We start from the raw sequence: 24,141 nt of genomic DNA, 5'->3' as shown, positions 1-24,141 counted from the left end.
GCAGGAGTGAATCTCTTGCGGTTTTCCTTATGAAAGGTGGAAAACATCTATGAATATACCTTCCGCTTATATTCACATCCCATTTTGCCAGCAGATTTGTCATTACTGTGACTTTACAAAGTTTTTCTATAACGAGAAACTTGCTGATGAATATTTGGAAGCATTAGAAAAGGAAATACACACTTACGTTCCTGGAGAAAAAGCTGTAGTAAAAACCATTTTTGTCGGCGGGGGCACTCCAACAGTTGTTACCCACAAACAGCTGAAAAAGCTGCTTGATATGATTCATAATCATTTTGATATAGGTGCATGTGAAGAGTATACGTTTGAAGCAAATCCGGGAGATCTGGATTTGGAGAAAGTTCAAATGCTGAAAGATTATGGAGTGAACCGAATTTCCTTAGGTGTTCAGGTTTTCGATGATGACATGCTTGAAAAAATCGGTCGTGTCCATCGAGTGAAAGACGTATACACCAATATTGACCGTCTCCTGCAGGTAGGATTATCGAACGTGAGCATTGATCTAATGTACGCTCTTCCTGGGCAAAGCGTTGAAGATTTTGAAAAAACGATTGATGAGGCTCTTCAATTCGGTTTACCACACTACTCCTCTTACTCGCTGCAAATTGAACCTAAGACGGTGTTTTACCAGCGTTATAATAAGGGTACTCTAGTGAAGCCCCCTGAAGAAGATGAAGCTCAAATGTATGAAATGCTTCAGGAGAAACTTGCGGCCAGCGGTGTCCGCCAATATGAGATCAGTAATTTTGCTAAGCCAGGGTTTGAAAGCAAGCATAACCTGACATACTGGAATAATGAATATTATTATGGAATCGGAGCTGGATCACATGGATACCTGCCAGGCAAAAGAACGATTAATATACGTCCGCTTCCCGCGTATGTAAAACAAGCAATGGAAAACGGGAAACCAGTTCTTCATGAGGAACCCATAGGTGTGAAAGAGCAAATGGAAGAGGAAATGTTTCTGGGGCTCAGAAAAACATCCGGAGTTTCATTAACAAGATTTCGTGAAAAGTACAATCGTGATGCAGAAGAAGTGTTTGGAGAGGCATTCCCATCTCTTAAAAGCAGAGGTTTAATTGAGCAGCAAAATGACAAAATTAATTTAACTCCACGTGGACGGATTCTGGGGAATGAAGTATTTCAAGAATTTCTTATTGATGACTAAAAATTAAATGTTATCCGTTGACATCCTCAACCCCTTTTGATAATTTATTATTAGATTTAGCACTCACTTTCTTCGAGTGCTAACAGAGGTGATCATCGATGTTAACTGAAAGACAATTGCTCATTTTGCAAGTGATTATTGATGATTTCATTCTGACTGCACAACCCGTGGGGTCGCGGTCAATTGCTAAAAAAGATGCTGTAACATTTAGTTCAGCTACTATTAGAAATGAAATGGCAGACCTTGAAGAGATGGGATATATCGAAAAGACCCATTCTTCTTCTGGACGCGTTCCATCTGAGAAGGGTTACCGTTTTTATGTAGATCACCTTCTTGCTCCTTTACGTCTGTCGAACAAAGAAATAATGACTATTAGGGAAGCCTTTGACGACAAGATGCTCGAATTTGAGAGAGTCGTGCAGAAATCTGCCGGTATTCTGTCAGATTTAACAAATTATACGTCCATTATACTTGGTCCTGAAGTATTCGAAACCAAATTGAAACAACTCCAGATTGTTCCGTTGAATGATCAATCGGCGATTGCAATTTTGGTTACCAATACAGGCCACGTGGAACATAGAGCATTTAATGTTCCGGTCGAAATAAATCCTTCAAACCTTGAAAAAATGGTCAACATTTTAAACAGTCGTCTTCAGGGTGTGCCCTTAGTAAAGCTGCATGAAAAGCTGCATACTGAAATTAGTGATTTGCTCAAGACCCATACGGATCAGCATGAACAGGCGTTCTCTTACTTACAGGCTGCTCTTCTGGATGATCATAGCACGAAGCTTTATATTGGTGGTAAAACGAACATTCTGATGCAGCCCGAATTCAGGGATCTCGATAAGGTGCGGTCCTTGTACGCTACAATTGAGCAGGAGAATGATATCGCAGACTTACTGCGTTCAGGTGAGGAAGGGATTAATGTCCGAATAGGTCAGGAAAATCCTTTTGATGCAATGCAGAACTGCAGCCTGATTACAGCTAGTTACAAACTAAGCAATAACCAAATTGGTACCATTGCTTTGTTAGGTCCCACACGTATGGAGTACAACCGAATGTTTTCATTAATGAATGTTTTATCTAAACACATGACGGAAACGTTCAAAGGGTGGTACTAACCTTTCATCATAAAGAGCGGTTTTTATCTCGGTCGCTTCTTTATTGTATATTGCTTTTTCAGCATATCAATTCATGTTATAGTCATTAACGGTGAATTGGAATTTAGGAGGTGGAAGTCGTGGAAGAAAGTAAGCAGCAGAATCAAGAAATTATTGATGAAACGAATGAAGAAAATCAAACAGCTGATGAAGAAGTAGAAGTAGTAGAGGAAAGCTCTGAATTGGAGCAGCTGCGTGAGGAAAAAGAGGAAGCGCAGAACCGTTTACTTCGTCTTCAAGCTGATTATGATAATTTCCGACGCCGTACTCAGAAAGAAAGAGAAGCGGACCGGAAATATAGATCTCAAAGCTTAGTAGAAGAGTTAATTCCTGTTATGGATAACTTCGAAAGAGCTTTGAAGGTTGAAGTAGATGGAGATGCATCTGAGAAATTTGTTGAAGGAATTAAAATGGTATATCAACAGTTCCACAGTGCTCTTGAGAAAGAGGGAGTGGAAGAGATTGCATCTCAAGGAGAAGAGTTTGACCCTCATCTCCACCAGGCCGTGATGCAAGTCGAAGATGAAAACTTTGACTCCAATATTGTAGTAGAAGAACTGCAAAAAGGGTATCGGCTAAATGATCGGGTTATCCGCCCGGCTATGGTAAAAGTAAATCAGTAAATTAACATTGGATGTAGTAAGGTAAAGGAGGACACAAAACCATGGGTAAAATTATTGGAATTGATTTAGGTACAACAAACTCTTGTGTAGCTGTAATGGAAGGTGGAGAATCAAAAGTTATCCCTAACCCAGAGGGTAACCGTACGACTCCATCCGCCGTTGCTTTTAAAAATGGGGAGCGTCAAGTAGGGGAAGTAGCTAAGCGACAAGCAATTACAAACCCTAATACTATTCTTTCCATTAAGCGTTACATGGGTACAGATCACAAAGTAGAAGTAGAAGGAAAAGAGTACACTCCACAGGAAGTTTCTGCTATCATCCTTCAATACATCAAGAATTATGCAGAGGACTACCTGGGCGATACAGTAGATAAAGCTGTTATTACTGTACCTGCTTATTTCAATGATGCTGAACGTCAAGCTACGAAAGATGCTGGTAAAATTGCAGGTCTTGAGGTCGAGCGTATTATTAACGAACCTACAGCAGCAGCTCTGGCTTATGGTATCGATAAAGAAGATCAGGACCAGACAATTCTTGTCTATGACCTTGGCGGAGGTACGTTCGACGTATCCATTCTTGACATTGGCGAAGGTACTTTTGAAGTAGTAGCTACTGCCGGTGACAACCGTCTTGGTGGTGACGACTTTGACCAGGTTATCATTGATCACATGGTAGCTGAATTCAAGAAAGAAAATGGTATTGATTTATCTCAAGATAAAATGGCGAAACAGCGCTTGAAAGATGCTGCCGAAAAAGCGAAAAAAGATTTATCTGGTGTAGCACAGACTCAGATTTCTCTTCCATTTATCACAGCTGGAGAGGCTGGACCGCTTCACCTTGAAATGAATCTAACACGTGCTAAATTCGAAGAACTTGCATCTGATTTAATTGAGCGTTCCATGAAGCCGACTCGTCAAGCTATGAAAGATGCTGGCATGAGCGCTAGCGACATTCATAAAGTACTACTTGTAGGTGGTTCCACTCGTATCCCTGCAGTTCAGGAAGCGATCAAGAAAGAAGTAGGAAAAGACCCATCTAAAGGAGTAAACCCTGATGAAGTAGTTGCGCTTGGTGCATCTATTCAAGGTGGAGTACTTCAAGGTGATGTGAAAGATGTTGTACTTCTAGATGTGACACCACTTTCTCTTGGTATTGAAACCATGGGTGGCGTTACGACTAAGCTGATTGAGCGTAATACAACGATTCCGACCAGCCATTCACAAGTATTCTCTACAGCAGCTGATAACCAAACAGCGGTTGACATCCACGTCCTCCAGGGTGAACGTGAAATGGCACAGGACAATAAAACGCTTGGACGTTTCCAACTTACAGATATTCCGCCAGCTCCACGCGGTGTGCCTCAAATCGAAGTAAGCTTTGATATTGATGCAAATGGAATTGTAAATGTTCGTGCGAAAGATATGGGTACGAATAAAGAACAGTCCATTACGATTAAATCCTCTTCAGGTCTTTCTGACGAAGAAGTAGAAGATATGGTTCGTCAGGCAGAAGAAAATGCTGAAGAAGACAAGAAGAAGCGTGAAGCGATTGAACTTCGTAATGAAGCTGATCAGCTTATCTTCACAACTGATAAAACAATCAAAGATCTTGGCGAGCAAGTGAGCGAAGAAGAGAAACAAAAAGCCGAAACAGCTAAAGAAGAACTTCAGACCGCGCTTGAAGGTGAAGATCAAGAGGCGATCAAAGAGAAGAAAGATGCTCTTCAAGAACAAGTTCAGGCTCTATCTGTGAAGCTTTACGAACAGGCTCAGCAGCAAGCAGAAGCACAGCAAGGCCAAGAAGGCGGCGCTGAGGAAGATGTTGTGGATGCTGATTATGAAGAAGTTAACGATGACGAAAACAAAAAATAATAATAGGTAAAAAAAGAAAAGTCAAAGTCAGGATCTTCTTGACTTTGACTTTTTTTCACGTAGGGATGAATCCCATCCTGTTTGCTTAAACAAACCAGTCAATGTTAATATAAACGTTATGTAATAGTGTCCGGGAGAGTGATCGACAAGTGAGTAAACGCGACTATTATGAGGTGCTGGGTGTATCCCAGGATGCCTCTAAAGATGAAATTAAAAAAGCGTACCGAAAACTAGCAAGAAAGTATCATCCAGATGTTAGTGAAGAAGAAAATGCTTCCGAGAAATTTAAGGAAGCGAAAGAAGCGTACGAAACCTTAAGTGACCAGCAAAAACGTGCTCAGTACGATCAGTTTGGTCATCAGGATCCTAACCAGGGATTTGGTGGTTTCGGAGGCGGTCAAGACTTTGGCGGCTTTGGAGATATTTTCGATATGTTCTTTGGCGGTGGTGGCCGTCAGCGTGATCCAAACGCTCCACGTAAGGGCGCTGACTTGCAATACACCATGACTTTACAATTTGAAGAAGCCATATTTGGTAAGAGCACAGATGTTGAAATTCCAGTTGAAGAAGCCTGCGATACTTGTGATGGTTCTGGTGCTAAACCAGGTACTACTCCAGATACGTGTCCACACTGTGAAGGAAGCGGGCAAATTAATCAGGAGCAGAACACACCGTTTGGCCGCGTAGTTAACCGCAGAGTATGTCATTACTGTCAAGGAAGCGGTAAAATTATTAAGGATAAATGTCAAACTTGTGGCGGCGATGGCCGGGTAACAAAACGTAATAAAATTCATATCGATATTCCAGCAGGTATCGATGAAGGTCATCAAATCCGTGTCCAAGGAAAAGGTGAGGCAGGAGTAAATGGGGGACCTGCAGGAGATCTATTTGTAGTGATCCGCGTTCAGCCTCATGAGTTCTTCCAGCGAGACGGAGATCACATCTTTTGTGAGATTCCGCTGACTTTCGCTCAAGCCGCGCTTGGTGATGAGATCGAAGTGCCGACTGTGCACGGGAAAGTCATGCTTAAGATACCAGCAGGTACTCAAACTGGTAAAACGTTCCGTCTGAAAGAAAAAGGTGCTCCAAATGTTCACGGGCGCGGTCAAGGAGATCAGCACGTGAAAATGAAAATTATCACGCCGAAAAATCTTACAGAACGGCAAAAAGAACTGCTGCGTGAGTTTAACGATATTAGCGGAAATGACGCTACAGAAGAACAGCATGGTAACTTTTTTGAACGTATGAAGCGTGCCTTTAAAGGTGACTGATTGAATAAAAGGAGAGTGTCTGGAACGACAAACGGTTCACAGGGTTTTTAAATCTGTAAGGTCCCGTAAATCGTTCAGACACTCTTTTTTTATATGAGATAAAATTCTATTTGCTGTTATCAATTCTGCTGAATACCGTAGCCCATAGGGCAGAAAATCCAGCCTGCGGGTGTTCGCATAGTAGCAATAAAAAACTGTAAAGTGAGTTGAGTCAAATGAAATGGTCTGAATTTTGTATTCATACAACTAACGAAGCGATTGAACCAATATCCAATATTCTACACGAATCAGGAGCAAGCGGAGTCGTAATTGAAGACCCGCAGGATATGATGAAAGGCCAGACTGACCTGGGAGAAATTTATGAATTGAACCCTGAAGATTATCCTGAAGAAGGGGTCTATGTTAAAGCTTATTTACCTATGAACAGCTTTCTTGGAGAAACGATTGAGGAAATTAAGCAATCTATAAATAACCTCCACGAGTTTGGGATAGATGTGGGGAGAAACGTAGTAACACTTAGCGAGGTTCAGGAAGAGGACTGGGCGACAGCCTGGAAAAAGTATTACAAGCCGGTCAAGATATCTGAAAGGATTACTATTATGCCGACGTGGGAAGATTATACTCCTGTTTCCAGTGATGAAATAATTATAGAAATGGATCCCGGTATGGCTTTCGGAACAGGTACTCATCCGACAACTGTTCTTAGTATTCAGGCTTTGGAACAGTATTTACAAAAAGATGATTTAGTGTTGGATGTAGGAACAGGCTCTGGCATATTAAGTGTGGCCTCTGTTTTATTAGGGGCACGTCACGTGCATGCGTTTGATCTCGATGATATTGCAGTAAAAAGTACCATGATTAATGCCGAGTTGAATGGAGTTGAAAATCAAGTTTCCGCCAGGCTTAATAATCTTCTTGAAGGAGTTGAACAGGAAGCGGATCTGATTGTTTCTAATATACTGGCAGAAATTATCGTTCGGTTTACGGATGATGCTTTTAAAGTTGTTAAGCCTGGAGGATATTTCATTACGTGTGGAATCATATCTGGTAAAAAGGAAATGGTGCTGGAACGCCTGAAAAAATCAGGCTTTGACATTGTGGAAACAAATAGAATGGAAGACTGGATCAGTATTATCGCCAGAAAGCCAGAGTCAAGGTGATTTTGCATGCAGCGTTATTTTGTAGAAGGATCTAATTGGGAAAACAAGCGCTTGTGGATTACTGGAGAAGATGTGCATCATATTTTACGAGTCATGCGCATGGAGAAAGGGGACAAGCTGGTTGGAATTCACCCACAACATGGGCCGGCCAGGTGCAGGATTTCAGAAGTGACGTCCGAACATGTAGAATGCTTGGTAGAGGAATGGTTAGAGGAAAATCGTGAACTTCCCGTGCAGGTAAGTATTGTGCAAAGCCTTGGTAAAGGGGACAAGTTAGAGCAAGTCGTTCAAAAAGGAACTGAACTTGGAGCCTATACATTTATTCCTTATCAGGCTGATCGTTCAGTAGCAAAATGGGATGGAAAAAAGGCAGCTAAAAAAATTCAACGGTTGCAAAAGATTGCTAAAGAAGCTAGTGAGCAATCAGAAAGGATTCGTATCCCTGAGATTCATTCTTTATTATCCTTTCAAGAACTCATCTATTTAAAGGAAGAATATGACTGGTGTATTCTTGCACATGCAGAAGAAGCGCGCAGCGAATCATTTCGACCGCTCGCCTCTATATTAGAAAGAATAAAGCTGGACGAGAAAGTTCTGGTTGTTTTTGGACCAGAGGGCGGTTTTTCTGAAAATGAGATTAGTGATTTAGTGAATGCAGGCTTTTTAACAGTGCGCCTTGGTCCGAGAATTCTTCGTATGGAAACGGCACCTTTATATTTCCTATCAACTCTTTCTTATCAATTTGAAGAAAGAGGAAAGAATAGCTGAAGAAGCTTGGATTCCTTATTAGGCATAGGTATGTTAAAATTAGTTGTACGAACAACTCAAAATCAGAAGGGAAGATTAAATACATGGGACAGAATCTTGCAAAGATGATTGACCATACACAATTAAAGCCAGACACCACAAAGGATAAGATTACTCAAATATGCGAAGAAGCTGCAGAGTACGATTTTGCCTCCGTTTGTGTAAATCCTTACTGGGTAGACTATTGCTATGAAAAGTTAAAGGACACGGATGTGAAAGTATGTACAGTCATAGGCTTTCCATTAGGAGCATCCACTAAAGAAACAAAAGCCTTTGAAACTCGTCAGGCGATTGAAAAAGGTGCTGAAGAAGTGGATATGGTTATTAATATCGGAGAGCTTAAGTCAGGAAATGATGAAGCTGTACAATCAGACATAGAGGCTGTTGTCCGTGAAGCAGCGGGTAAAGCAATCGTAAAAGTAATTATCGAAACGTCTCTATTAACAGAAGAAGAGAAAGAGAAAGCTTCTCATCTTGCTAAAAAAGCTGGAGCAGATTATGTGAAGACCTCGACAGGATTTTCTGGCGGCGGAGCAACTGTTGCCGATATAAGTCTTATGCGCAAAACTGTTGGTCCGGAAATGGGAGTCAAAGCTTCCGGCGGCGTTCGCGATTATGAAGGTGCGAATGAAATGATTGAAGCTGGTGCTACCCGTATAGGTGCAAGTGCAGGAATTTCTATTCTTAAGGGCGAACAAGGCACGTCAGATTATTAATATTCGAACGGAGAGCCGTCCTGCTGAAAAGCTAACGGCTCTCTTTTTATCATATCTGTTACTAAAGATTGACAAAGTAATGAAGAGCAGAATCATTGAACCTCTTGTTTAAATTATTTTAGTACGGTTGCAGCATTAGAAGTACCTAAGGAGATCGGTGTTAATTTTCTCAAATGATCCATTCATTCCCCAAGGCGATCATTAATGAATAACACTAGTATTGAACCCAGCGAATTTAAAGGTAAATATTTTCTATAGGATGGACTTCCAGATTTAAAAAAGCTGGAAATCCCTCTCAATCCAGGCAAATCTACATAATTATAACGAAATCATCCTGTAGAAAAACAGGTGATTTTTCCAAAAGATATGAAATAAAAAGTTGACCGTTTTTAAACCATATAATATAATTGTCAAAGGTATGGGAGGTTCCTATACAAAGAATCAGGTTTTTGCTTCGGAGGGAGGGAAATTGCATGTCAAACACAACTCGCGTTCGTAAAAACGAGTCTCTTGAAGATGCTCTTCGTCGCTTTAAGCGCGATGTATCAAAAAGTGGTACATTAGCTGAATATCGTAAGCGTGAATATTACGATAAGCCTAGCGTACGCCGTAAGAAAAAGTCTGAGGCGGCTAGAAAGCGTAAGTAGTAACTAAAGAGGGTGCGGAACGATGACTATAACTGAAAATCTGACCCAGGATATGAAAACGGCTATGAAAGCTCGTGACAAAGAAAAACTGTCCACGATCCGTATGGCTAGAGCTTCTTTACAAAATGAAGCGATTAAGTTGGGTAAAGATTCATTAACTGAAGAAGAAGAATTAACTGTATTAACCCGTGAGGTTAAGCAGAGAAAAGATTCCCTCCACGAATTTAAAGAAGCTGGACGCGAAGATCTTGTAGAAGGACTCGAGCGTGAAATTGAGATTTTACAAGTATATATGCCGAAACAGCTCTCAGATGAAGAACTTGATCAAGTTGTTCAAGAAACAATTCAAGAGGTAGGAGCGACATCGAAAAGTGACATGGGTAAAGTCATGAGTGCTGTAATGCCAAAAGTTAAAGGTAAAGCCGATGGCTCCAAAGTCAATAAGCTTGTACTTCAGCAATTATCTTAAATATAAAGACCTCTCTTTTTAAAGAGAGGTCTTTTTATATTTTTTGAAACCTGAAGGATGTTCTATTCGTATATGTAGTATTCCTTGGGAAAGCTAATAAGCATAAGGAGGTGATCGTTTAATGAAAAGGACTTTTCGTTTATCCATAATCTTTTGCTTGGTAGTTTTAGCCGTTGGTTTGTCCATCTTTCACCATTATTCTTCTGTGCACGCTCAAGGGGAAGGAGAGCAGGTCTATATTATTCCTGTACAAGATACAGTTGAACGGGGGATGGCTGCTTTTCTAAAGAGGACCACGGAAGAAGCTGCTGAAAATGGTGTCGATCACATTATATTCGAAATAGATACACCTGGGGGCAGGGTAGATGCTGCTGGAGATATAGGTGAGATTTTTCAGGACCTTGATATCCCGAATACGGCCTTTGTCACTAGTCGGGCATATTCAGCAGGCTCCTATATAGCTCTTAATGCGGATAATATTTATATGAAACCGCAAGCAACTATGGGGGCTTCAGGGGTAATTAACTCAGATGGTACCGCTGCTGATAAAAAAGCTCAGTCTGCCTGGATATCTTCGATGGTAGCCGCTGCTGAATCTAATGGCCGCGATCCCATTTATGCCCGTGCCATGGCTGATAGTAGCATAGATCTTCCAGAATACAATGCCGCTGAAGGGAAATTTCTAACTCTTGGACCCAGGGAAGCCGAAGAAGTAGGCTATGCAGAAGGTATTGTAGAAGACCGTGTTGAATTACTTAATGAGTTAGGATTGTCTGAAGCAAAAGTGACTGAAAATAATCCTACAATGGCAGAGAATTTAGCCAGATTTCTAACCGATCCGGTCGTCATTCCTATTTTGCTCTCCGTTGCAAGTCTCGGACTGATTGTAGAGTTATATTCTCCGGGATTTGGCATACCGGGAATTATGGGGTTGCTCTCACTCGTTTTATTCTTTTACGGACACATTGTAGCAGGACTTGCTGGATATGAAGCTATTATTTTGCTTATACTTGGAATAGGCCTTGTTATAGCGGAAATCTTTCTTCCGGGAGGAATTGCTGGAGTTGCAGGAGTCGTTTCCATTGTAGCTTCTCTCATGCTTTCATCTGCGGATATGGGGCATATGGCTATGAGCATTGGAATAGCCTTAATTGCGACCGTTATTGTCTCCGTCGTACTGTTTAAAACCATGGGGCTGGAGCGAGGTTTTTTCCGTCATATTATTCTCCAGGATTCTACCTCTGCAGAGAAGGGGTATTTATCTTCTACCAGCCGCTTAGAGTTGATTGGAATGGTTGGAGAAACCATGACCCCTCTAAGACCTGCAGGCACTGCGGTTTTCGATGGCGAACGCCTGGATGTAGTGACTGAGGGAGGATTTGTTGGCACTGGACAATCGGTTAAAGTTTTGAAAACGGAAGGTTCCCGTATAGTAGTACGTGAACTTTCATTAAAAGAGAAAGAGGAGGAGAAAGAATGACGCTACAAGAACTTATGCCAATTATTGTCATTGGTGTCATTATCATTGTTTTAGCTGTATTATTTACTTTCATCCCTGTGATGCTTTGGATCAGTGCTCTGGCAGCTGGAGTCAAGATCAGTATTTTCACTCTAGTTGGTATGCGGTTGCGAAGAGTTGTACCATCCAGAGTCATTAATCCATTGATTAAAGCCCATAAGGCCGGGGTAAATGTAGATACCAACCAATTGGAAAGTCACTATTTAGCCGGCGGTAATGTGGACCGGGTGGTTAACGCGCTTATTGCTGCTCAGCGTGCAAATATTGAATTGAGCTTCGAGCGCTGCGCTGCGATTGACCTTGCAGGCCGTGATGTTTTGGAAGCTGTGCAAATGAGTGTTAATCCAAAAGTTATTGAAACTCCGTTTATTGCAGGGGTTGCTATGGATGGTATAGAAGTTAAAGCTAAAGCACGTATTACGGTACGTGCTAACATCGACCGTTTGGTCGGAGGTGCTGGTGAGGATACAGTTATAGCCCGAGTTGGGGAAGGAATTGTATCAACCATAGGTTCAAGTCAAAACCATAATAAAGTCTTAGAAAATCCCGATAGGATCTCACAAAATGTATTAGGAAAAGGGCTAGATGCTGGAACGGCTTTTGAAATCTTATCCATAGATATTGCGGATATTGATATTGGTAAGAACATTGGTGCGATCCTGCAGACAGATCAGGCAGAAGCTGATAAAAATATTGCGCAGGCTAAAGCCGAAGAACGCCGGGCTATGGCGATTGCTCAAGAACAAGAAATGCGCGCCCGTGTTCAGGAAATGCAGGCCAAAGTTGTGGAAGCTGAAGCTCAGGTTCCTCAGGCTCTTGCAGAAGCTCTTCGTTCAGGAAAAATGGGTGTCATGGATTATATGAATTATCAAAATATTAATGCCGACACCGATATGAGAAATACACTTGGCAAGATGTCTGAAGGTGAGCAGGGCGAAGGTGAAGAAAGTTAATCCCCTGATTAGCGAAAAGGAGAATTTCTATGGGAGAACTTTTTGATCTATTATTTAGCAACTTTCTCATCGTAGCTGCTGTTATAGGTGGTATTATTAGCTTTTTCAGCCGAATGGGAAGTGAACAGGAAGACGAACGTAAACAAAATCAGCCCAGACCCACCAGTTATCCAAACGGTCCTTCTGAAGAAGCTGAGGAGCGAGGTCCTGTAAGGACAGGACAGAAAAACTTGCAAGAATACTATGAAGAACAGCAGGAAAAGATCAAAGGATATTCAAGGGAAAACGTTTCTCAGGACCCTCAGAAAACGTTCACGTATGAGACACCGAATAAGGATATTCATACATCGGATAAGATCCAGGACGGGCAGATGGAGCGGTATGTGCCTCAAGAAGAAGATGTACCTAATCTTCCGAAACTAAAAAAACTAAATAAATGGGATAAGAAACGATTAGCCGAAGGGGTTATTGCAGCAGAGATTCTCGGTCAGCCCAGAGCCTATAAGCCTCATCGATCTCATCCAAGAAAAAGATAAATGAAACGCACGAATTGTAGTGATACAATTCGTGCGTTTTTCGTATAAATAAAAAGAGGGGGGGAGTCGAATGGCTAAATGGCAAAAGCAAATCCGTACATGGATCGGACGTTATTTCGATTTACCTTCTGATGTGATGCTTGATCTGCCCAGAATCACGACAATTGGGTCGATCCATGTGTACATAGAGAATCACACGGGCCTTTTGCATTTCTCAGATCATGAAGTAAGGATTCAATATAAGCAGGGACAAGTGAAAATAATTGGAAAAGATCTCGGAGTAAAAATGATGCTGAAAGAAGAATTATTGCTAGAGGGAGAAATAAAATCGGTGGAATTCCTGCCTGAAGCTTAAGGGGGAGTAGATAACTATGAAGGTGCAGCAGGACTTCTTTCAAGGCAGCATGAGAGTTAAGGTGCAAGGAAAAATGATTGAACCATTCCTCCAGGCATGCGTACGCAGGGGATGTGTAATTTCAAATATTAAGCGAGTCAATGAACATGAAGCTGTAATGACCATTAGACTTAGTGAATGGAAAACTTTCAGGCAGTTACGAAAAAAGTATCGTTGTAAACTTTCGATCTTAGGAGGAAGAGGGTTTCCATTCTATTATAGGAAAATCACACAGCGAAAAGCTTTAATGGCAGCTTTTTTGCTTTCTGTTATCGTCGTTTTTCTATTAGCTAATACACTTTGGTCTATTAAAGTAGAAGGCTTGACTCCCGAATTAGAAGCTAATGTCGAAAAAAAATTAAAAAGCTATGGGGTATCCCCAGGCAAGCTGACGATAGGTATGGATGATCCTAATGATATACAAAGAAAACTGCTTGATGACATCCCTGATCTTTTATGGATAGGAGTTAATAAGAAAGGGACAAGTTATCAGCTGTACGGTGTCGAAAAGACCAGACATGATACAAGTAAGAACCTTCGTCCCTCTGATTTGGTGGCAGAAAAAAAGGGCATGATAGTAAAAACGTTCATTGAGAAAGGAAGACCGCTTGTAACCGTAAATGATGTAGTTAAGAAAGGCCAGAAATTGGCTACGGGTCAATTGGTAGAAGATAAGGATATATTTGTCCATACGGAAGGGGAGGTCATCGCCGAAACGTGGTATAAAGTCGATCAAAGTATTCCAATGACACAAGTACTTCAGTTGACTGATGGATTGGAAATAAAGGAATACCAACTAAAAATCGGATCCTTAACTATTCCTCTCTGGGGGTGGTGGAAGGAAAATGGACCTCAATTTAGAAGTGAGAACAAAGAGACAAGCTGGGAATGGTTTGGATGGAAGTTACCGATTGATCTAAAAGCCATTCATTATTATGAAATAGACTCAAAAAAATATGAACAATCTAAAGATAAGATTCAAAAATTGGGAATCATAACGGCAAGCGAAAGCCTGAACCAATACCTTGGAAAAGAGGCTGAAATCATGAAAGAAAAAGTTTTGCACCTTCGTGAGGAGAATGGTAAAGTAAAATTAATCCTATTATTCAAAGTTCATGAAAACATAGCAGTGACCAAGTATATAAGTCAAGGAGATTGAGTATGCCGGAAGATTTAAAAACAATGGACATTCAATTAGATAATACAACGGAAGCGCTGGCCCTGTTTGGGACAGAAGATAGAAATTTAAAGCAGATTGAAGAACAATTAAAAGTAACCATTATTTCAAGAGGTGAAACGGTTCGAGTTTCCGGACAAGCGGAGCAGGTTCAATTAGTGGAAGATATTCTTCATTCTGTGCTTGCTATTATTCGTAAAGGGTTAACCATTACGGAAAGAGATGTTGTTTATGCCGTAGAACTAGCCAAAAAAGGTAAAATAAATCAATTCGAAGCTTTATTTGAAGATGAAATCACAAGAAACAGTAAAGGTAAATCGATTCGTGTAAAAACTCTTGGACAAAGAAACTATATCTCTGCTATTAAGAGCAATGATTTAGTTTTCGGTATCGGTCCAGCAGGGACAGGTAAAACCTATCTGGCCGTCGTTATGGCGGTAAATGCTTTGAAAAATGGTGATGTTAAACGAATTATATTAACTCGGCCAGCAGTTGAAGCCGGAGAAAGTTTAGGGTTTTTACCAGGAGATTTAAAGGAAAAGGTGGATCCTTATCTCCGTCCTCTTTATGACTCCCTGCATGATGTGTTTGGAACGGAACATACTGCGCGTCTCATTGATCGAGGTACAATTGAAATAGCCCCTCTTGCATACATGCGGGGACGCACCCTCGATGATGCCTTTGCGATCTTAGATGAAGCTCAAAATACGACTCCTGAACAAATGAAGATGTTTTTGACTCGTCTCGGATTCGGTTCCAAAATGATTATTACAGGTGATATTACTCAAGTTGATCTACCTAAAGGGGTTAAGTCAGGCTTGAAGGTTGCAGAAGAAAAGCTCGGCAAAGTAAAAGGGTCTGCCTTCATTCATTTAGATCAATCTGATGTAGTAAGACATCCGCTAGTACAGCGGATCATCGATGCTTATGAGAAAGACAATTCCTAAGGCCCTTATTAAGGGCCTTATTTTATTTGTAGGAGAATGATTACATAGTAGGCTTGACTTGCATTAAATTTCTTTTGAGGGTTGGATTTGTTTTCCTTCTCTCTTGAAGGTATCATGGTCTATAAGAGCTTATATTATTAAAGAAGCTAAAGATGTTTACGTTGTTTAGAACAGTTAACCCGTGGGTGATCAATCCCGCATTCATTAGTTATCTTTGAAGAAAATAACGGAAGAAGCTATAATAAACCATTGGATAAATTACATTCCTGAATACAGCATGGTTAGTAAAAATTGCAGCTTGAGGAGGAAATAGTGTGATTCAAATTGATTTTCAAGATGAAACCAATTCAGTAGATGAAGCCTATGTGGATTTAATTCAACGTATTATTCGTTTTGCAGGCGATAAAGAAGGTGTTCAACCTGACGCTGAAGTTTCGATAAGTTTTGTTGATAACAACGAAATTCAAGAAATTAACCGAAATTATCGGCAGAAAGATCAGCCTACTGATGTAATTTCTTTTGCTATGCAGGAAGAAGGAGAAGGCGAAACAAAAATTCTCAGTGAAGATCTCCCTCTCATGCTCGGCGATATCGTGATTTCTTTAGATAAGGCGAAGGAGCAGGCTGAAGATTACGATCATTCGCTGGAAAGAGAATTAGGTTTCTTAGCCCTTCACGGCTTTTTGCATTTATTAGGATATGATCATGAAAATGAAGAAGAAGAAAAAGTGATGTTTAATAGACAAGAGGAAATCCTTCATGAGTTCGGACTTGAAAGGTCCTAAAAAAAAGAAATCTATCGGCTTTCGCTTTGCTTGGAATGGAGTTAAGGAAGTCTGGAGTGCAGAAAGGAACTTTCGCATTCATTTGATTGCTGGAGTTCTATGCATAGCAACAGGGGCAAGTTTAAGGATATCTACCTTAGAATGGGCGCTGTTGATTATCATGATCACCATAGTTATTACTCTGGAGATGATTAATTCCAGTATCGAGCGGGTGATGGATTACCTGGCACCCCAATACCACCCACTTGCCGGTTTAGTGAAGGATATTGCTGCGGGTGCTGTATTAATAGCTAGTATTGCCTCGTTAATTGTAGGGGCGTTTATCTTTCTTCCACACTTGATCACCTTATTTTAATGCATGAACAAAAATTGGAACTTTATAGTGAATTTAGAAATTAAGAAGTGACGTAAGAAACATTGGAGGCACAACTATGAATGAAGAATTCAAATCCGGCTTCGTCACGATTGTGGGCAGGCCTAATGTAGGCAAGTCCACTTTTATGAATCGCGTAATTGGAGAAAAAATCGCGATAATGAGTGACAAGCCGCAGACAACCAGGAATAAGATCCAGGGGGTTATGACAGATAAAGAGTCTCAAATTGTTTTTATTGATACCCCTGGAATTCACAAACCTAAGCATAAGCTCGGAGACTATATGGTTAATGTAGCGGAAAATACATTAAACGAAGTAGATGCAATTCTTTTTATGATCAATGCTGAAGAAGGGTACGGGCGCGGAGATCAATTTATTCTTGATCGTCTGCAGCGTGTGAATCAGCCGGTATTCTTAATTATTAATAAAATTGATCAAGTACATCCAGATCAGTTGTTGCCTCTTATTGAGCAGTACAAGGAAAAATTGGACTTTGAAGAAATCATTCCTATTTCTGCGTTAGAAGGGAATAACGTTAACCACATGCTGGAGGTATTAAAAAGTCATTTACCAGCTGGGCCGCAATTTTATCCTGAAGATCAGATCACGGATCATCCCGAGCGTTTTGTTATTAGTGAATTTATTCGGGAGAAAGTTCTGCATTTGACTCATGAAGAAATTCCGCATTCTATAGCGGTAGTCATTGAAGGGATTGAGCCTCGAGAAAATAAGAATGCTGTTTATATTCAGGCTGCCATTATAGTAGAAAGAAAGTCTCAGAAGGGGATTATTATTGGTAAGCAGGGAAGTATGCTTAAAGAGATAGGTAAACGTGCCAGACAAGATATTGAATCTTTATTGGGCAGCAAAGTCTTTTTAGAACTTTGGGTTAAAGTCCAGAAAGACTGGAGAAACCGTCAAGTACAACTAAGTGATTTCGGATATAACGAAGAAGATTATTAAGAGTTGGAAAATATTAAGTCTTATGATTTCACCTTTAAGAAGCATGCTAATGATGTAATTCCGATGCTCAGTGAATATAAGAAAGGCGGTGTTTCTTTTGCTCGAAAACCTTCCATGGAATGTGTTCAGACAAACGGGAAACATTGAAACTTATTTATTGATGAAGGAAATAAAGGAACAAAATCAGCAATCTCCTGAACATCAAGCTTCCTCTATCGAACAGGAATCTCAAGATGATTTTAATTTGTAAGACTAGAAGCAGGTGAGTGCTTTGTTAGAAAAGGTCGAAGGCATTGTTATCCGAACGAGAGATTACGGGGAAACCCATAAGATTGTGACGTTCTTCACTCGTGAGAAAGGGAAGATAGGGGTGATGGCCCGTGGTGCTAAAAAGCCAAAAAGCCGCACTGCCTCAGTTACTCAGCCCTTTATTCATGGCATGTATTTAATTCAAATAGGGTCTGGACTGGGATCTTTGAGTCAGGGAGAAATGATCACCTCCCTGCGCTCAATACGCGAGGATATTGTGAAAACCGCGTATGCGTCTTATCTGGCAGAACTCGTAGATAAGCTGATAGATGAAAAGCAACCGGATCCATTTATGTATGAGCAATTTCTTCAAACACTGCTATGGATGAATGAGGGGAAAGATGCAGCAGTATTGTCGATGATTTATGAATTGAAATTATTTAAAAAAGCTGGTTTTTCTCCAGTGGTGGACTACTGTATAAATTGCGGCAGTCAAGAAGGACCTTACTCCTTTTCTATTCTTGAAGGAGGGCTCCTCTGCTACCGTTGTAAATTCAGAGATCAAAACGCATATGGACTGCCGGATCCTTTACCTAAACTCTTACGTATCTTTGTACATATGGACGTGAAACGGCTGGGACAGATCTCTATGAAAGAGAAGAATAAAAAGATATTGCGTTTAATTATGGATGAGTATTATGATCGTTATGGTGGATATTTAATTAAATCGAAGAAGTTTTTAAAACAATTAGATCTGTTTACTTGATCTTAATTGACATTCGCTTATTAATTCAGTATGATTCAACTACTTAATACTACGTTGTGAAGAAGGAAAGTAGTAGCTGGAAACCAGACTATAAAGCGAGCTTGTGATGGTGGAAGACAAGCGTTATGGTTCAGTGAAGGCAGTCCTGAGCAACCATCTTTAAAAGAGGCTTTCCATATTGGAAGGCAAGTAGGGTGGAACCGCGGAAATCCCGTCCCTATGTCTGTATGTATCCAGACATAGGGACGGGATTTTATTTGTTTGAAAGAACTGTGTGTTTTTTCTATTAGAAAGAGGAGGATGAAAATGAATATCCAAGATATGATTCTTACTTTGCAAAACCATTGGTCAAATCAGGGGTGTTTGCTTATGCAGGCTTATGATACGGAAAAAGGAGCGGGGACGATGTCTCCTATGACTCTTCTGCGAAGTCTGGGTCCTGAACCGTGGAATGTAGCTTATGTGGAACCTTCAAGACGTCCTGCTGATGGACGCTACGGTCAAAATCCAAATCGGTTATATCAGCATCACCAGTTTCAAGTCATTATGAAACCATCTCCAGATAACATCCAGGAACTTTATCTTGATTCCCTTCGTGCTTTAGGTATAGATCCGAATCAGCACGATATACGCTTCGTCGAGGACAACTGGGAAAACCCTACACTTGGGGCAGCAGGATTAGGTTGGGAAGTGTGGCTTGACGGAATGGAGATTACACAGTTCACTTATTTCCAGCAGATTGGAGGACTTGAAGCACGCCCGGTATCTGCTGAAATCACTTATGGTTTAGAACGTCTTGCGTCTTATATTCAGGACAAAGAAAATGTATTTGATCTGGAGTGGACTAACGGTGTCACAGTTGGAGATATTTTTAAACAGCCAGAATATGAACATTCTATCTACACTTTTGAAGAATCTGATGAGAACATGCTTTTCAGTCTTTTTTCTACTTACGAAAAAGAAGCAGAAAGAATTATGGAAAAAGGATTGGTATTCCCAGCTTACGACTACGTTTTAAAATGTTCTCATACTTTCAATCTTTTAGATGCAAAAGGAGTAATCAGCGTCACGGAGCGCACGGGTTATATATCTCGTGTGAGGAACCTGGCAAGGAAGATTGCTAAAACGTATGTGGAGGAAAGAGAACGATTAGGATTCCCGATGTTACCTAAGGAGGTTGAGAGCCATGAATAATACAGTTTTATTTGAACTTGGGGTAGAAGAGCTTCCAGCCAGGTTTATTGATGACGCTCTGCAGCAATTAGAACTAAAGACAGAAACGTGGTTCCGTGAACAGAGAATTCCTTTCGGAGAAGTGAAAGGATTTGCTACTCCGAGAAGACTGGCTGTTCAGATTAGTGATGTAGCTGAAAAACAGCCTGATATAGAAGAAGAAGCGAAAGGTCCTGCTAAGAACATTGCTCTGGATGAAAATGGGGAATGGACGAAAGCAGCTATTGGATTTTCTAAAGGACAAGGAAAAAATGTAGAAGATATATACTTCAAAGAAGTAAAGGGCACTGAATATGTCCACGTGACGAAATTCATTCAAGGTGAAGCAACAAAAGAATTGCTTCAAGACTTTCGCTCTGTGTTTCTAAGTATTACCTTTTCCAAGAATATGCGTTGGGGAAGCTACGACCTAAGGTACGCCCGGCCTATCCGGTGGATGGCCGCCTTGTTTGGTGAGGAAATTATTCCTTTCGCTATTGAAAATGTAACGACTGACCGAATTACATACGGTCATCGTTTCCTGGGTGATAAAGCATCTCTTCGTTCAGCTGAAAGCTATGAACAAGTTTTAACCGACGAATATGTCATTAGTAATGTAACGAAGAGAAAGAATGCCATACGGGAACAACTATTGAAACTTGAAGAAGAAAAAGGCTGGAAGCTTATTATAGATGAGGAACTATTAATGGAAGTCACTCATCTGGTCGAATATCCAACGGTCTTTTATGGAGCATATAATGAAGAATTCCTTGAGATACCTGAAGAAGCTTTAATTACATCAATGAAAGAACATCAGCGTTATTTCCCGGTTCGTTCTCAAGAAGGTACTCTTCTTCCTTATTTTGTAGGCGTTCGAAATGGTGACGATAAACATTTAGATACGGTCTCCCGTGGAAATGAAAAAGTCTTGAAAGCTCGCTTAAAAGATGCCCAGTTCTTTTATGAAGAAGATCAGAAAGGAACGATAGATCAAAAACTGGAAAAGTTGTCCAGAATGGTATATCAAGTTGAACTTGGAACCCTTGCGGATAAAGTGAAACGTATTAGAGCCACAACAAGTAAAATAAGTGAGTGGCTTGACTTGAATGACTTAGAAAAGCAGCAAGCTGAACGAGCTGCTGAGATATGCAAATTTGACCTTGTTACTCAGATGGTTGATGAGTTTACGGAGCTTCAAGGAGTGATGGGAGAAAAGTATGCTCGTTTATTTGGAGAAGAGGAAGCTGTAGCGAGAGCTATTAACGAACATTATATGCCAAGGCAGGCTAACGGCTCCCTTCCTTCCTCAACAATCGGTTCGATTGTAAGTATAGCTGATAAGCTTGACACAATTGTAGGAAGCATTTCGATTGGGATCCTTCCAACAGGTTCTCAGGACCCTTATGGGTTACGGAGGCAGGCGCTTGGAGTTTTACAGACGTTACAAAGTCAACAGTGGAATATTCCTGTAGAGAAATTAATAGATCTCGTTCACCAATTCTATCGTGAATTAAATCTTCCAACACGTCCAGAAGATGAAGTGCATCAGAATTTGCATGAATTCTTTAAACTTAGAGCTGCCTATCTATTAAGAGAGAAGGGCATTGACCCTGACATTGTCGAAGCAACGCTTACGAATGGCGTACGAAACTTCGCAGCGACCATTGAAAAAGCAAGAGTGCTTGTAGATAAGCGTCAGGATCCTACTTTTAAATATGTACATGAAGCCTTAGGCCGAGTGCTTAACCTCGCAAAAAAATCAAATGCCATGGAAGTAAACCCGAAGTATTTTGAGAATGATTCAGAAGTTCGTTTATATGAAGCCTTTAAATTGGTCCATCCAGAGTATGTGCAAGCGATGCAGGAAGACCGTTCCGCTCAGGCTTTAGAGAAGCTTTCTGAATTGGCTTCTCCTATTCATGACTTCTTTGATGGGACGATGGTTATGGCAGAAGATGAGAAGATTCGAAACAATCGATTAGGTTTATTAAGTCAGATTGCTGCAGACATTAAAGAGTTTGCAGACCTGAATGCTATTGAATGGAAACAGCAGTTCTAAGTCCCCTTCTTTTACCCGGTTATTAATATGGTCTATAATAATTAAATAGAATAGTATGTCACAGTGAGCAGGGTGGTGAAAGATTGGAACTCTCAAACCGACAAGAACAAATCATTCAAATAGTAAAAGACAACGGGCCTATAACGGGGGAAAATATAGCGGACCATTTAAGCCTTACAAGGGCTACTCTGCGGCCTGATCTTGCCATTCTAACTATGGCAGGATTTTTGGACGCGAGACCCCGTGTTGGATATTTTTTTACTGGAAAAACGGGTTCAGAATTGTTAACGGAGAAGTTGAAAAAGTTTAAAGTCAAAGAGTATCAATCTATACCGATCGTGGTAGAAGAGGATGTATCAGCTTACGATGCCATTTGCACTATGTTTTTGGAGGATGTTGGTACATTGTTTGTAACGAATGAGCTTGGACATTTGGTAGGTGTACTTTCCAGAAAAGATCTTTTACGAGCAAGTATTGGGAATCAGGACTTGTCCTCGATCCCTGTTCATATTATTATGACACGGATGCCGAATATCACCATTTGTAAACCAGAGGATTTGTTACTGGATGCCGCTCAAAAGCTTATAGAAAAGCAAATTGATGGTCTTCCAGTTGTTGAGCCTGCTGAGAATGGGTTAGAAGTAATAGGCAGACTTACAAAAACCAACATAACTAAAGCTCTGGTTGAGTTAGGACTAGATCAGCACCTGTAGAAGAACAGACAGGAGGGAGAATATGGGGAAACCATTAATTTACGTATTATCAGATTCTGTAGGGGAAACCGCAGAGCTCGTCGTGAAAGCAGCTCTTAGTCAGTTCGATGATGGTCCTTTTGATCTTCAGAGAATTCCGTACGTAGAGGATAAAGGTACAATAAATGAGGCTCTGGTTCAGGCGAAAGAACAGGGAGCCATGGTAGGGTTTACATTTGTCATCCCGGAATTCCGGACATATTTAATTGAGGAAGCAAAAAAGTATGATATCGAATGTGTGGATATAATGGGGCCGATGATGGAATCGATGGAAAAGCACTTCAATTTAGAACCTCGCCTTGAACCTGGACTCGTTCATAAACTGGATGAAGATTACTTCAAGAGAGTAGAAGCCATTGAGTTTGCTGTACGCTACGACGATGGAAGAGACCCTCGAGGAATCGCTAAAGCGGATATTGTGTTGATTGGTGTCTCGAGGACCTCGAAAACTCCGCTCTCTCAATATTTAGCTCACAAACGATTAAAGGTGGCGAATGTGCCCATTGTGCCAGAAGTTGAACCACCAGCTGAACTGTATCGAGTGGACCCTGATAAATGTATCGGATTAAAGATCAGTGCGGAAAAATTAAATGACATCAGAAAAGAGCGCTTAAAATCCTTGGGACTTGGAGCGCAAGCCAGTTATGCAAATATGAACAGAATTCACCAGGAAATTGAACACTTTAATCGTGTAGTAGATCGAATTGGCTGCCATGTTATTGATGTATCCAATAAAGCTGTTGAAGAGACGGCGAATGTGATAACGAATAAATTACGTCAAGATTCCCAAGAATAGTACCAATACTTAAGGTCGCGCTATGATTAAGCGCGACTTTTGTTGGGAAGGATGAAAATAGGTAAAATAGTATATAGCGTAAATCTATAGAATGTATTATAATGTTTATTTGCGGAAAAAATGATTCTAAACAAGCAAACTGTGGATACTTAGATTTCACTAAATGAAGTAAGTGAGCACTTTCAGAAAAATAAAACATTCTAAAATTAGAAGGATTCTATGTATTATTGTAGAAGTACAGTAACTATGTCAAAGTCAAATCAAGTTCCAAGAATATGGGTAGATGCAGATAGTTGTCCAGTTCAACAGGAAATCTATAGTGTGTGCAGCAAATATGAAGTTATCCCCATATTCATAGCTACTGTTAATCATTATAGTCCTGAAAAGGCAGAACAAGGTTGGATTTTTCTAGATCATGGGTCTCAAGCAGTTGACCTTTATATTCTCAATCATGTCTCAGCGTCTGATTATGTAATAACTCAGGACTTATCTTTAGCTGTACTATTGACAACTAGAGAGGTTTATGTTCTTACTCCAAGAGGTAAACTAATCAAAGATACTGATGCAGATGAAATAATGAATAACAAGTACTTGAGACAACAGTCCATGAAGAAAAATAAAAAGTGGAAAGGTCCTTCCGCTTTCAAAAAAGAGGATCGCGAGTATTTTCAGCATGTATTTGAAAAATTGTTAGCTGCTCAGGAAGGTATTCAATAGTCTATCTCGAATAATTGTTTAGTATGGTG

The 24,141-nt window shown here is 40.5% G+C and carries 26 protein-coding genes; all 26 read left to right on the top strand.

Annotated elements, in window-relative coordinates; translation table 11 throughout:
• Nucleotides 1–49: 49 nt before the first annotated feature.
• The 26 genes from hemW to LCM11_RS03195 all read left to right on the top strand — a co-directional run bounded on the left by hemW (nucleotide 50) and on the right by LCM11_RS03195 (nucleotide 24,112).
• Nucleotides 50–1,189, top strand: a complete 1,140-nt coding sequence (hemW, locus tag LCM11_RS03320) for a radical SAM family heme chaperone HemW (RefSeq protein WP_224892829.1) — start codon at nucleotides 50–52, stop codon at nucleotides 1,187–1,189.
• A gap of 98 nt (nucleotides 1,190–1,287) precedes the next feature.
• On the top strand, nucleotides 1,288–2,310 hold the full coding sequence (gene hrcA, locus LCM11_RS03315) for a heat-inducible transcriptional repressor HrcA (RefSeq protein ID WP_224892828.1): 1,023 nt from the start codon (nucleotides 1,288–1,290) through the stop codon (nucleotides 2,308–2,310).
• 119 nt (nucleotides 2,311–2,429) lie between these two features.
• A complete protein-coding gene (gene grpE / locus LCM11_RS03310; protein ID WP_224892827.1) occupies nucleotides 2,430–2,972 on the top strand; it encodes a nucleotide exchange factor GrpE in 543 nt (180 codons plus the stop codon).
• A 41-nt stretch (nucleotides 2,973–3,013) separates the two neighbouring features.
• Nucleotides 3,014–4,843 (top strand): molecular chaperone DnaK, encoded by a 1,830-nt coding sequence (dnaK, locus tag LCM11_RS03305; protein ID WP_224892826.1) that lies wholly within the window; start codon nucleotides 3,014–3,016, stop codon nucleotides 4,841–4,843.
• A 149-nt stretch (nucleotides 4,844–4,992) separates the two neighbouring features.
• On the top strand, nucleotides 4,993–6,114 hold the full coding sequence (gene dnaJ, locus LCM11_RS03300; protein ID WP_224892825.1) for a molecular chaperone DnaJ: 1,122 nt from the start codon (nucleotides 4,993–4,995) through the stop codon (nucleotides 6,112–6,114).
• Between the two features lie 215 nt (nucleotides 6,115–6,329).
• On the top strand, nucleotides 6,330–7,274 hold the full coding sequence (gene prmA / locus LCM11_RS03295; RefSeq protein WP_224892824.1) for a 50S ribosomal protein L11 methyltransferase: 945 nt from the start codon (nucleotides 6,330–6,332) through the stop codon (nucleotides 7,272–7,274).
• A 6-nt stretch (nucleotides 7,275–7,280) separates the two neighbouring features.
• Nucleotides 7,281–8,042 (top strand): 16S rRNA (uracil(1498)-N(3))-methyltransferase, encoded by a 762-nt coding sequence (locus LCM11_RS03290; RefSeq protein ID WP_224892823.1) that lies wholly within the window; start codon nucleotides 7,281–7,283, stop codon nucleotides 8,040–8,042.
• Between the two features lie 83 nt (nucleotides 8,043–8,125).
• Nucleotides 8,126–8,797 (top strand): deoxyribose-phosphate aldolase, encoded by a 672-nt coding sequence (gene deoC / locus LCM11_RS03285; protein ID WP_224892822.1) that lies wholly within the window; start codon nucleotides 8,126–8,128, stop codon nucleotides 8,795–8,797.
• 473 nt (nucleotides 8,798–9,270) lie between these two features.
• Nucleotides 9,271–9,444 carry a 30S ribosomal protein S21 gene (gene rpsU / locus LCM11_RS03280; RefSeq protein ID WP_089749081.1) on the top strand — a complete coding sequence of 58 codons (174 nt, stop codon included), beginning with the start codon at nucleotides 9,271–9,273 and terminating at the stop codon, nucleotides 9,442–9,444.
• Between the two features lie 22 nt (nucleotides 9,445–9,466).
• Nucleotides 9,467–9,913 (top strand): GatB/YqeY domain-containing protein, encoded by a 447-nt coding sequence (locus tag LCM11_RS03275; protein WP_089749083.1) that lies wholly within the window; start codon nucleotides 9,467–9,469, stop codon nucleotides 9,911–9,913.
• A gap of 121 nt (nucleotides 9,914–10,034) precedes the next feature.
• Nucleotides 10,035–11,393 (top strand): NfeD family protein, encoded by a 1,359-nt coding sequence (locus LCM11_RS03270; protein WP_224892821.1) that lies wholly within the window; start codon nucleotides 10,035–10,037, stop codon nucleotides 11,391–11,393.
• Entirely contained in the window at nucleotides 11,390–12,385 is a 996-nt protein-coding gene (gene floA, locus LCM11_RS03265; RefSeq protein ID WP_224892820.1) for a flotillin-like protein FloA, read from the top strand. The genes LCM11_RS03270 and floA overlap by 4 nt, the downstream gene beginning before the upstream one ends.
• Before the next feature lie 29 nt (nucleotides 12,386–12,414).
• The gene (locus LCM11_RS03260) at nucleotides 12,415–12,921 is read left to right on the top strand and encodes a hypothetical protein (RefSeq protein ID WP_224892819.1); all 507 of its coding nucleotides are present in this window, start codon (nucleotides 12,415–12,417) and stop codon (nucleotides 12,919–12,921) included.
• Between the two features lie 70 nt (nucleotides 12,922–12,991).
• A complete protein-coding gene (gene yqfC / locus LCM11_RS03255) occupies nucleotides 12,992–13,276 on the top strand; it encodes a sporulation protein YqfC (protein ID WP_224892818.1) in 285 nt (94 codons plus the stop codon).
• 16 nt (nucleotides 13,277–13,292) lie between these two features.
• A complete protein-coding gene (gene yqfD / locus LCM11_RS03250; protein WP_224892817.1) occupies nucleotides 13,293–14,474 on the top strand; it encodes a sporulation protein YqfD in 1,182 nt (393 codons plus the stop codon).
• A 2-nt stretch (nucleotides 14,475–14,476) separates the two neighbouring features.
• A complete protein-coding gene (locus tag LCM11_RS03245; protein ID WP_224892816.1) occupies nucleotides 14,477–15,439 on the top strand; it encodes a PhoH family protein in 963 nt (320 codons plus the stop codon).
• A gap of 317 nt (nucleotides 15,440–15,756) precedes the next feature.
• Entirely contained in the window at nucleotides 15,757–16,224 is a 468-nt protein-coding gene (gene ybeY, locus LCM11_RS03240; RefSeq protein ID WP_224893083.1) for an rRNA maturation RNase YbeY, read from the top strand.
• Complete coding sequence (locus LCM11_RS03235) at nucleotides 16,199–16,579, top strand: diacylglycerol kinase family protein (RefSeq protein ID WP_224892815.1); 381 nt, start codon at nucleotides 16,199–16,201, stop codon at nucleotides 16,577–16,579. The genes ybeY and LCM11_RS03235 overlap by 26 nt, the downstream gene beginning before the upstream one ends.
• Before the next feature lie 76 nt (nucleotides 16,580–16,655).
• Nucleotides 16,656–17,561, top strand: coding sequence for a GTPase Era (gene era, locus LCM11_RS03230; RefSeq protein ID WP_224892814.1), 906 nt, complete (start codon nucleotides 16,656–16,658; stop codon nucleotides 17,559–17,561).
• A gap of 97 nt (nucleotides 17,562–17,658) precedes the next feature.
• Nucleotides 17,659–17,811 carry a YqzL family protein gene (locus LCM11_RS03225; RefSeq protein WP_224892813.1) on the top strand — a complete coding sequence of 51 codons (153 nt, stop codon included), beginning with the start codon at nucleotides 17,659–17,661 and terminating at the stop codon, nucleotides 17,809–17,811.
• Between the two features lie 21 nt (nucleotides 17,812–17,832).
• Nucleotides 17,833–18,576 carry a DNA repair protein RecO gene (gene recO / locus LCM11_RS03220; protein WP_224892812.1) on the top strand — a complete coding sequence of 248 codons (744 nt, stop codon included), beginning with the start codon at nucleotides 17,833–17,835 and terminating at the stop codon, nucleotides 18,574–18,576.
• 306 nt (nucleotides 18,577–18,882) lie between these two features.
• On the top strand, nucleotides 18,883–19,770 hold the full coding sequence (gene glyQ / locus LCM11_RS03215) for a glycine--tRNA ligase subunit alpha (protein WP_224892811.1): 888 nt from the start codon (nucleotides 18,883–18,885) through the stop codon (nucleotides 19,768–19,770).
• On the top strand, nucleotides 19,763–21,847 hold the full coding sequence (glyS, locus tag LCM11_RS03210) for a glycine--tRNA ligase subunit beta (protein ID WP_224892810.1): 2,085 nt from the start codon (nucleotides 19,763–19,765) through the stop codon (nucleotides 21,845–21,847). Before glyQ ends, glyS begins: the two co-directional genes overlap by 8 nt.
• A gap of 83 nt (nucleotides 21,848–21,930) precedes the next feature.
• On the top strand, nucleotides 21,931–22,560 hold the full coding sequence (locus LCM11_RS03205) for a helix-turn-helix transcriptional regulator (protein WP_014643786.1): 630 nt from the start codon (nucleotides 21,931–21,933) through the stop codon (nucleotides 22,558–22,560).
• A 22-nt stretch (nucleotides 22,561–22,582) separates the two neighbouring features.
• Nucleotides 22,583–23,395 carry a pyruvate, water dikinase regulatory protein gene (locus LCM11_RS03200; RefSeq protein ID WP_224892809.1) on the top strand — a complete coding sequence of 271 codons (813 nt, stop codon included), beginning with the start codon at nucleotides 22,583–22,585 and terminating at the stop codon, nucleotides 23,393–23,395.
• 246 nt (nucleotides 23,396–23,641) lie between these two features.
• Nucleotides 23,642–24,112, top strand: a complete 471-nt coding sequence (locus tag LCM11_RS03195; RefSeq protein WP_224892808.1) for a DUF188 domain-containing protein — start codon at nucleotides 23,642–23,644, stop codon at nucleotides 24,110–24,112.
• The last annotated feature ends 29 nt before the right edge of the window (nucleotides 24,113–24,141 follow it).

It is taken from the genome of Halobacillus halophilus (genome assembly GCF_020171985.1).
Lineage (GTDB): Bacteria > Bacillota > Bacilli > Bacillales > Halobacillaceae > Halobacillus > Halobacillus halophilus_A.
The sequence above is the reverse complement of the archived record's forward strand: the minus strand, read 5'-3'. Positions and strand labels throughout refer to the sequence as shown.

Bases quoted from the DNA above. Each gene is read 5' to 3' on its own strand.
- dnaK (WP_224892826.1), top strand. From the start codon at position 3,014: ATGGGTAAAATTATTGGAATTGATTTAGGTACAACAAACTCTTGTGTA.
- deoC (WP_224892822.1), top strand. From the start codon at position 8,126: ATGGGACAGAATCTTGCAAAGATGATTGACCATACACAATTAAAGCCA.
- yqfC (WP_224892818.1), top strand. From the start codon at position 12,992: ATGGCTAAATGGCAAAAGCAAATCCGTACATGGATCGGACGTTATTTC.
- hrcA (WP_224892828.1), top strand. From the start codon at position 1,288: ATGTTAACTGAAAGACAATTGCTCATTTTGCAAGTGATTATTGATGAT.
- glyS (WP_224892810.1), top strand. From the start codon at position 19,763: ATGAATAATACAGTTTTATTTGAACTTGGGGTAGAAGAGCTTCCAGCC.
- LCM11_RS03275 (WP_089749083.1), top strand. From the start codon at position 9,467: ATGACTATAACTGAAAATCTGACCCAGGATATGAAAACGGCTATGAAA.
- LCM11_RS03290 (WP_224892823.1), top strand. From the start codon at position 7,281: ATGCAGCGTTATTTTGTAGAAGGATCTAATTGGGAAAACAAGCGCTTG.
- prmA (WP_224892824.1), top strand. From the start codon at position 6,330: ATGAAATGGTCTGAATTTTGTATTCATACAACTAACGAAGCGATTGAA.
- LCM11_RS03260 (WP_224892819.1), top strand. From the start codon at position 12,415: ATGGGAGAACTTTTTGATCTATTATTTAGCAACTTTCTCATCGTAGCT.
- LCM11_RS03270 (WP_224892821.1), top strand. From the start codon at position 10,035: ATGAAAAGGACTTTTCGTTTATCCATAATCTTTTGCTTGGTAGTTTTA.
- era (WP_224892814.1), top strand. From the start codon at position 16,656: ATGAATGAAGAATTCAAATCCGGCTTCGTCACGATTGTGGGCAGGCCT.
- LCM11_RS03245 (WP_224892816.1), top strand. From the start codon at position 14,477: ATGCCGGAAGATTTAAAAACAATGGACATTCAATTAGATAATACAACG.
- LCM11_RS03195 (WP_224892808.1), top strand. From the start codon at position 23,642: ATGTCAAAGTCAAATCAAGTTCCAAGAATATGGGTAGATGCAGATAGT.
- hemW (WP_224892829.1), top strand. From the start codon at position 50: ATGAATATACCTTCCGCTTATATTCACATCCCATTTTGCCAGCAGATT.
- floA (WP_224892820.1), top strand. From the start codon at position 11,390: ATGACGCTACAAGAACTTATGCCAATTATTGTCATTGGTGTCATTATC.
- glyQ (WP_224892811.1), top strand. From the start codon at position 18,883: ATGAATATCCAAGATATGATTCTTACTTTGCAAAACCATTGGTCAAAT.
- rpsU (WP_089749081.1), top strand. From the start codon at position 9,271: ATGTCAAACACAACTCGCGTTCGTAAAAACGAGTCTCTTGAAGATGCT.
- yqfD (WP_224892817.1), top strand. From the start codon at position 13,293: ATGAAGGTGCAGCAGGACTTCTTTCAAGGCAGCATGAGAGTTAAGGTG.
- LCM11_RS03235 (WP_224892815.1), top strand. From the start codon at position 16,199: ATGAGTTCGGACTTGAAAGGTCCTAAAAAAAAGAAATCTATCGGCTTT.
- LCM11_RS03200 (WP_224892809.1), top strand. From the start codon at position 22,583: ATGGGGAAACCATTAATTTACGTATTATCAGATTCTGTAGGGGAAACC.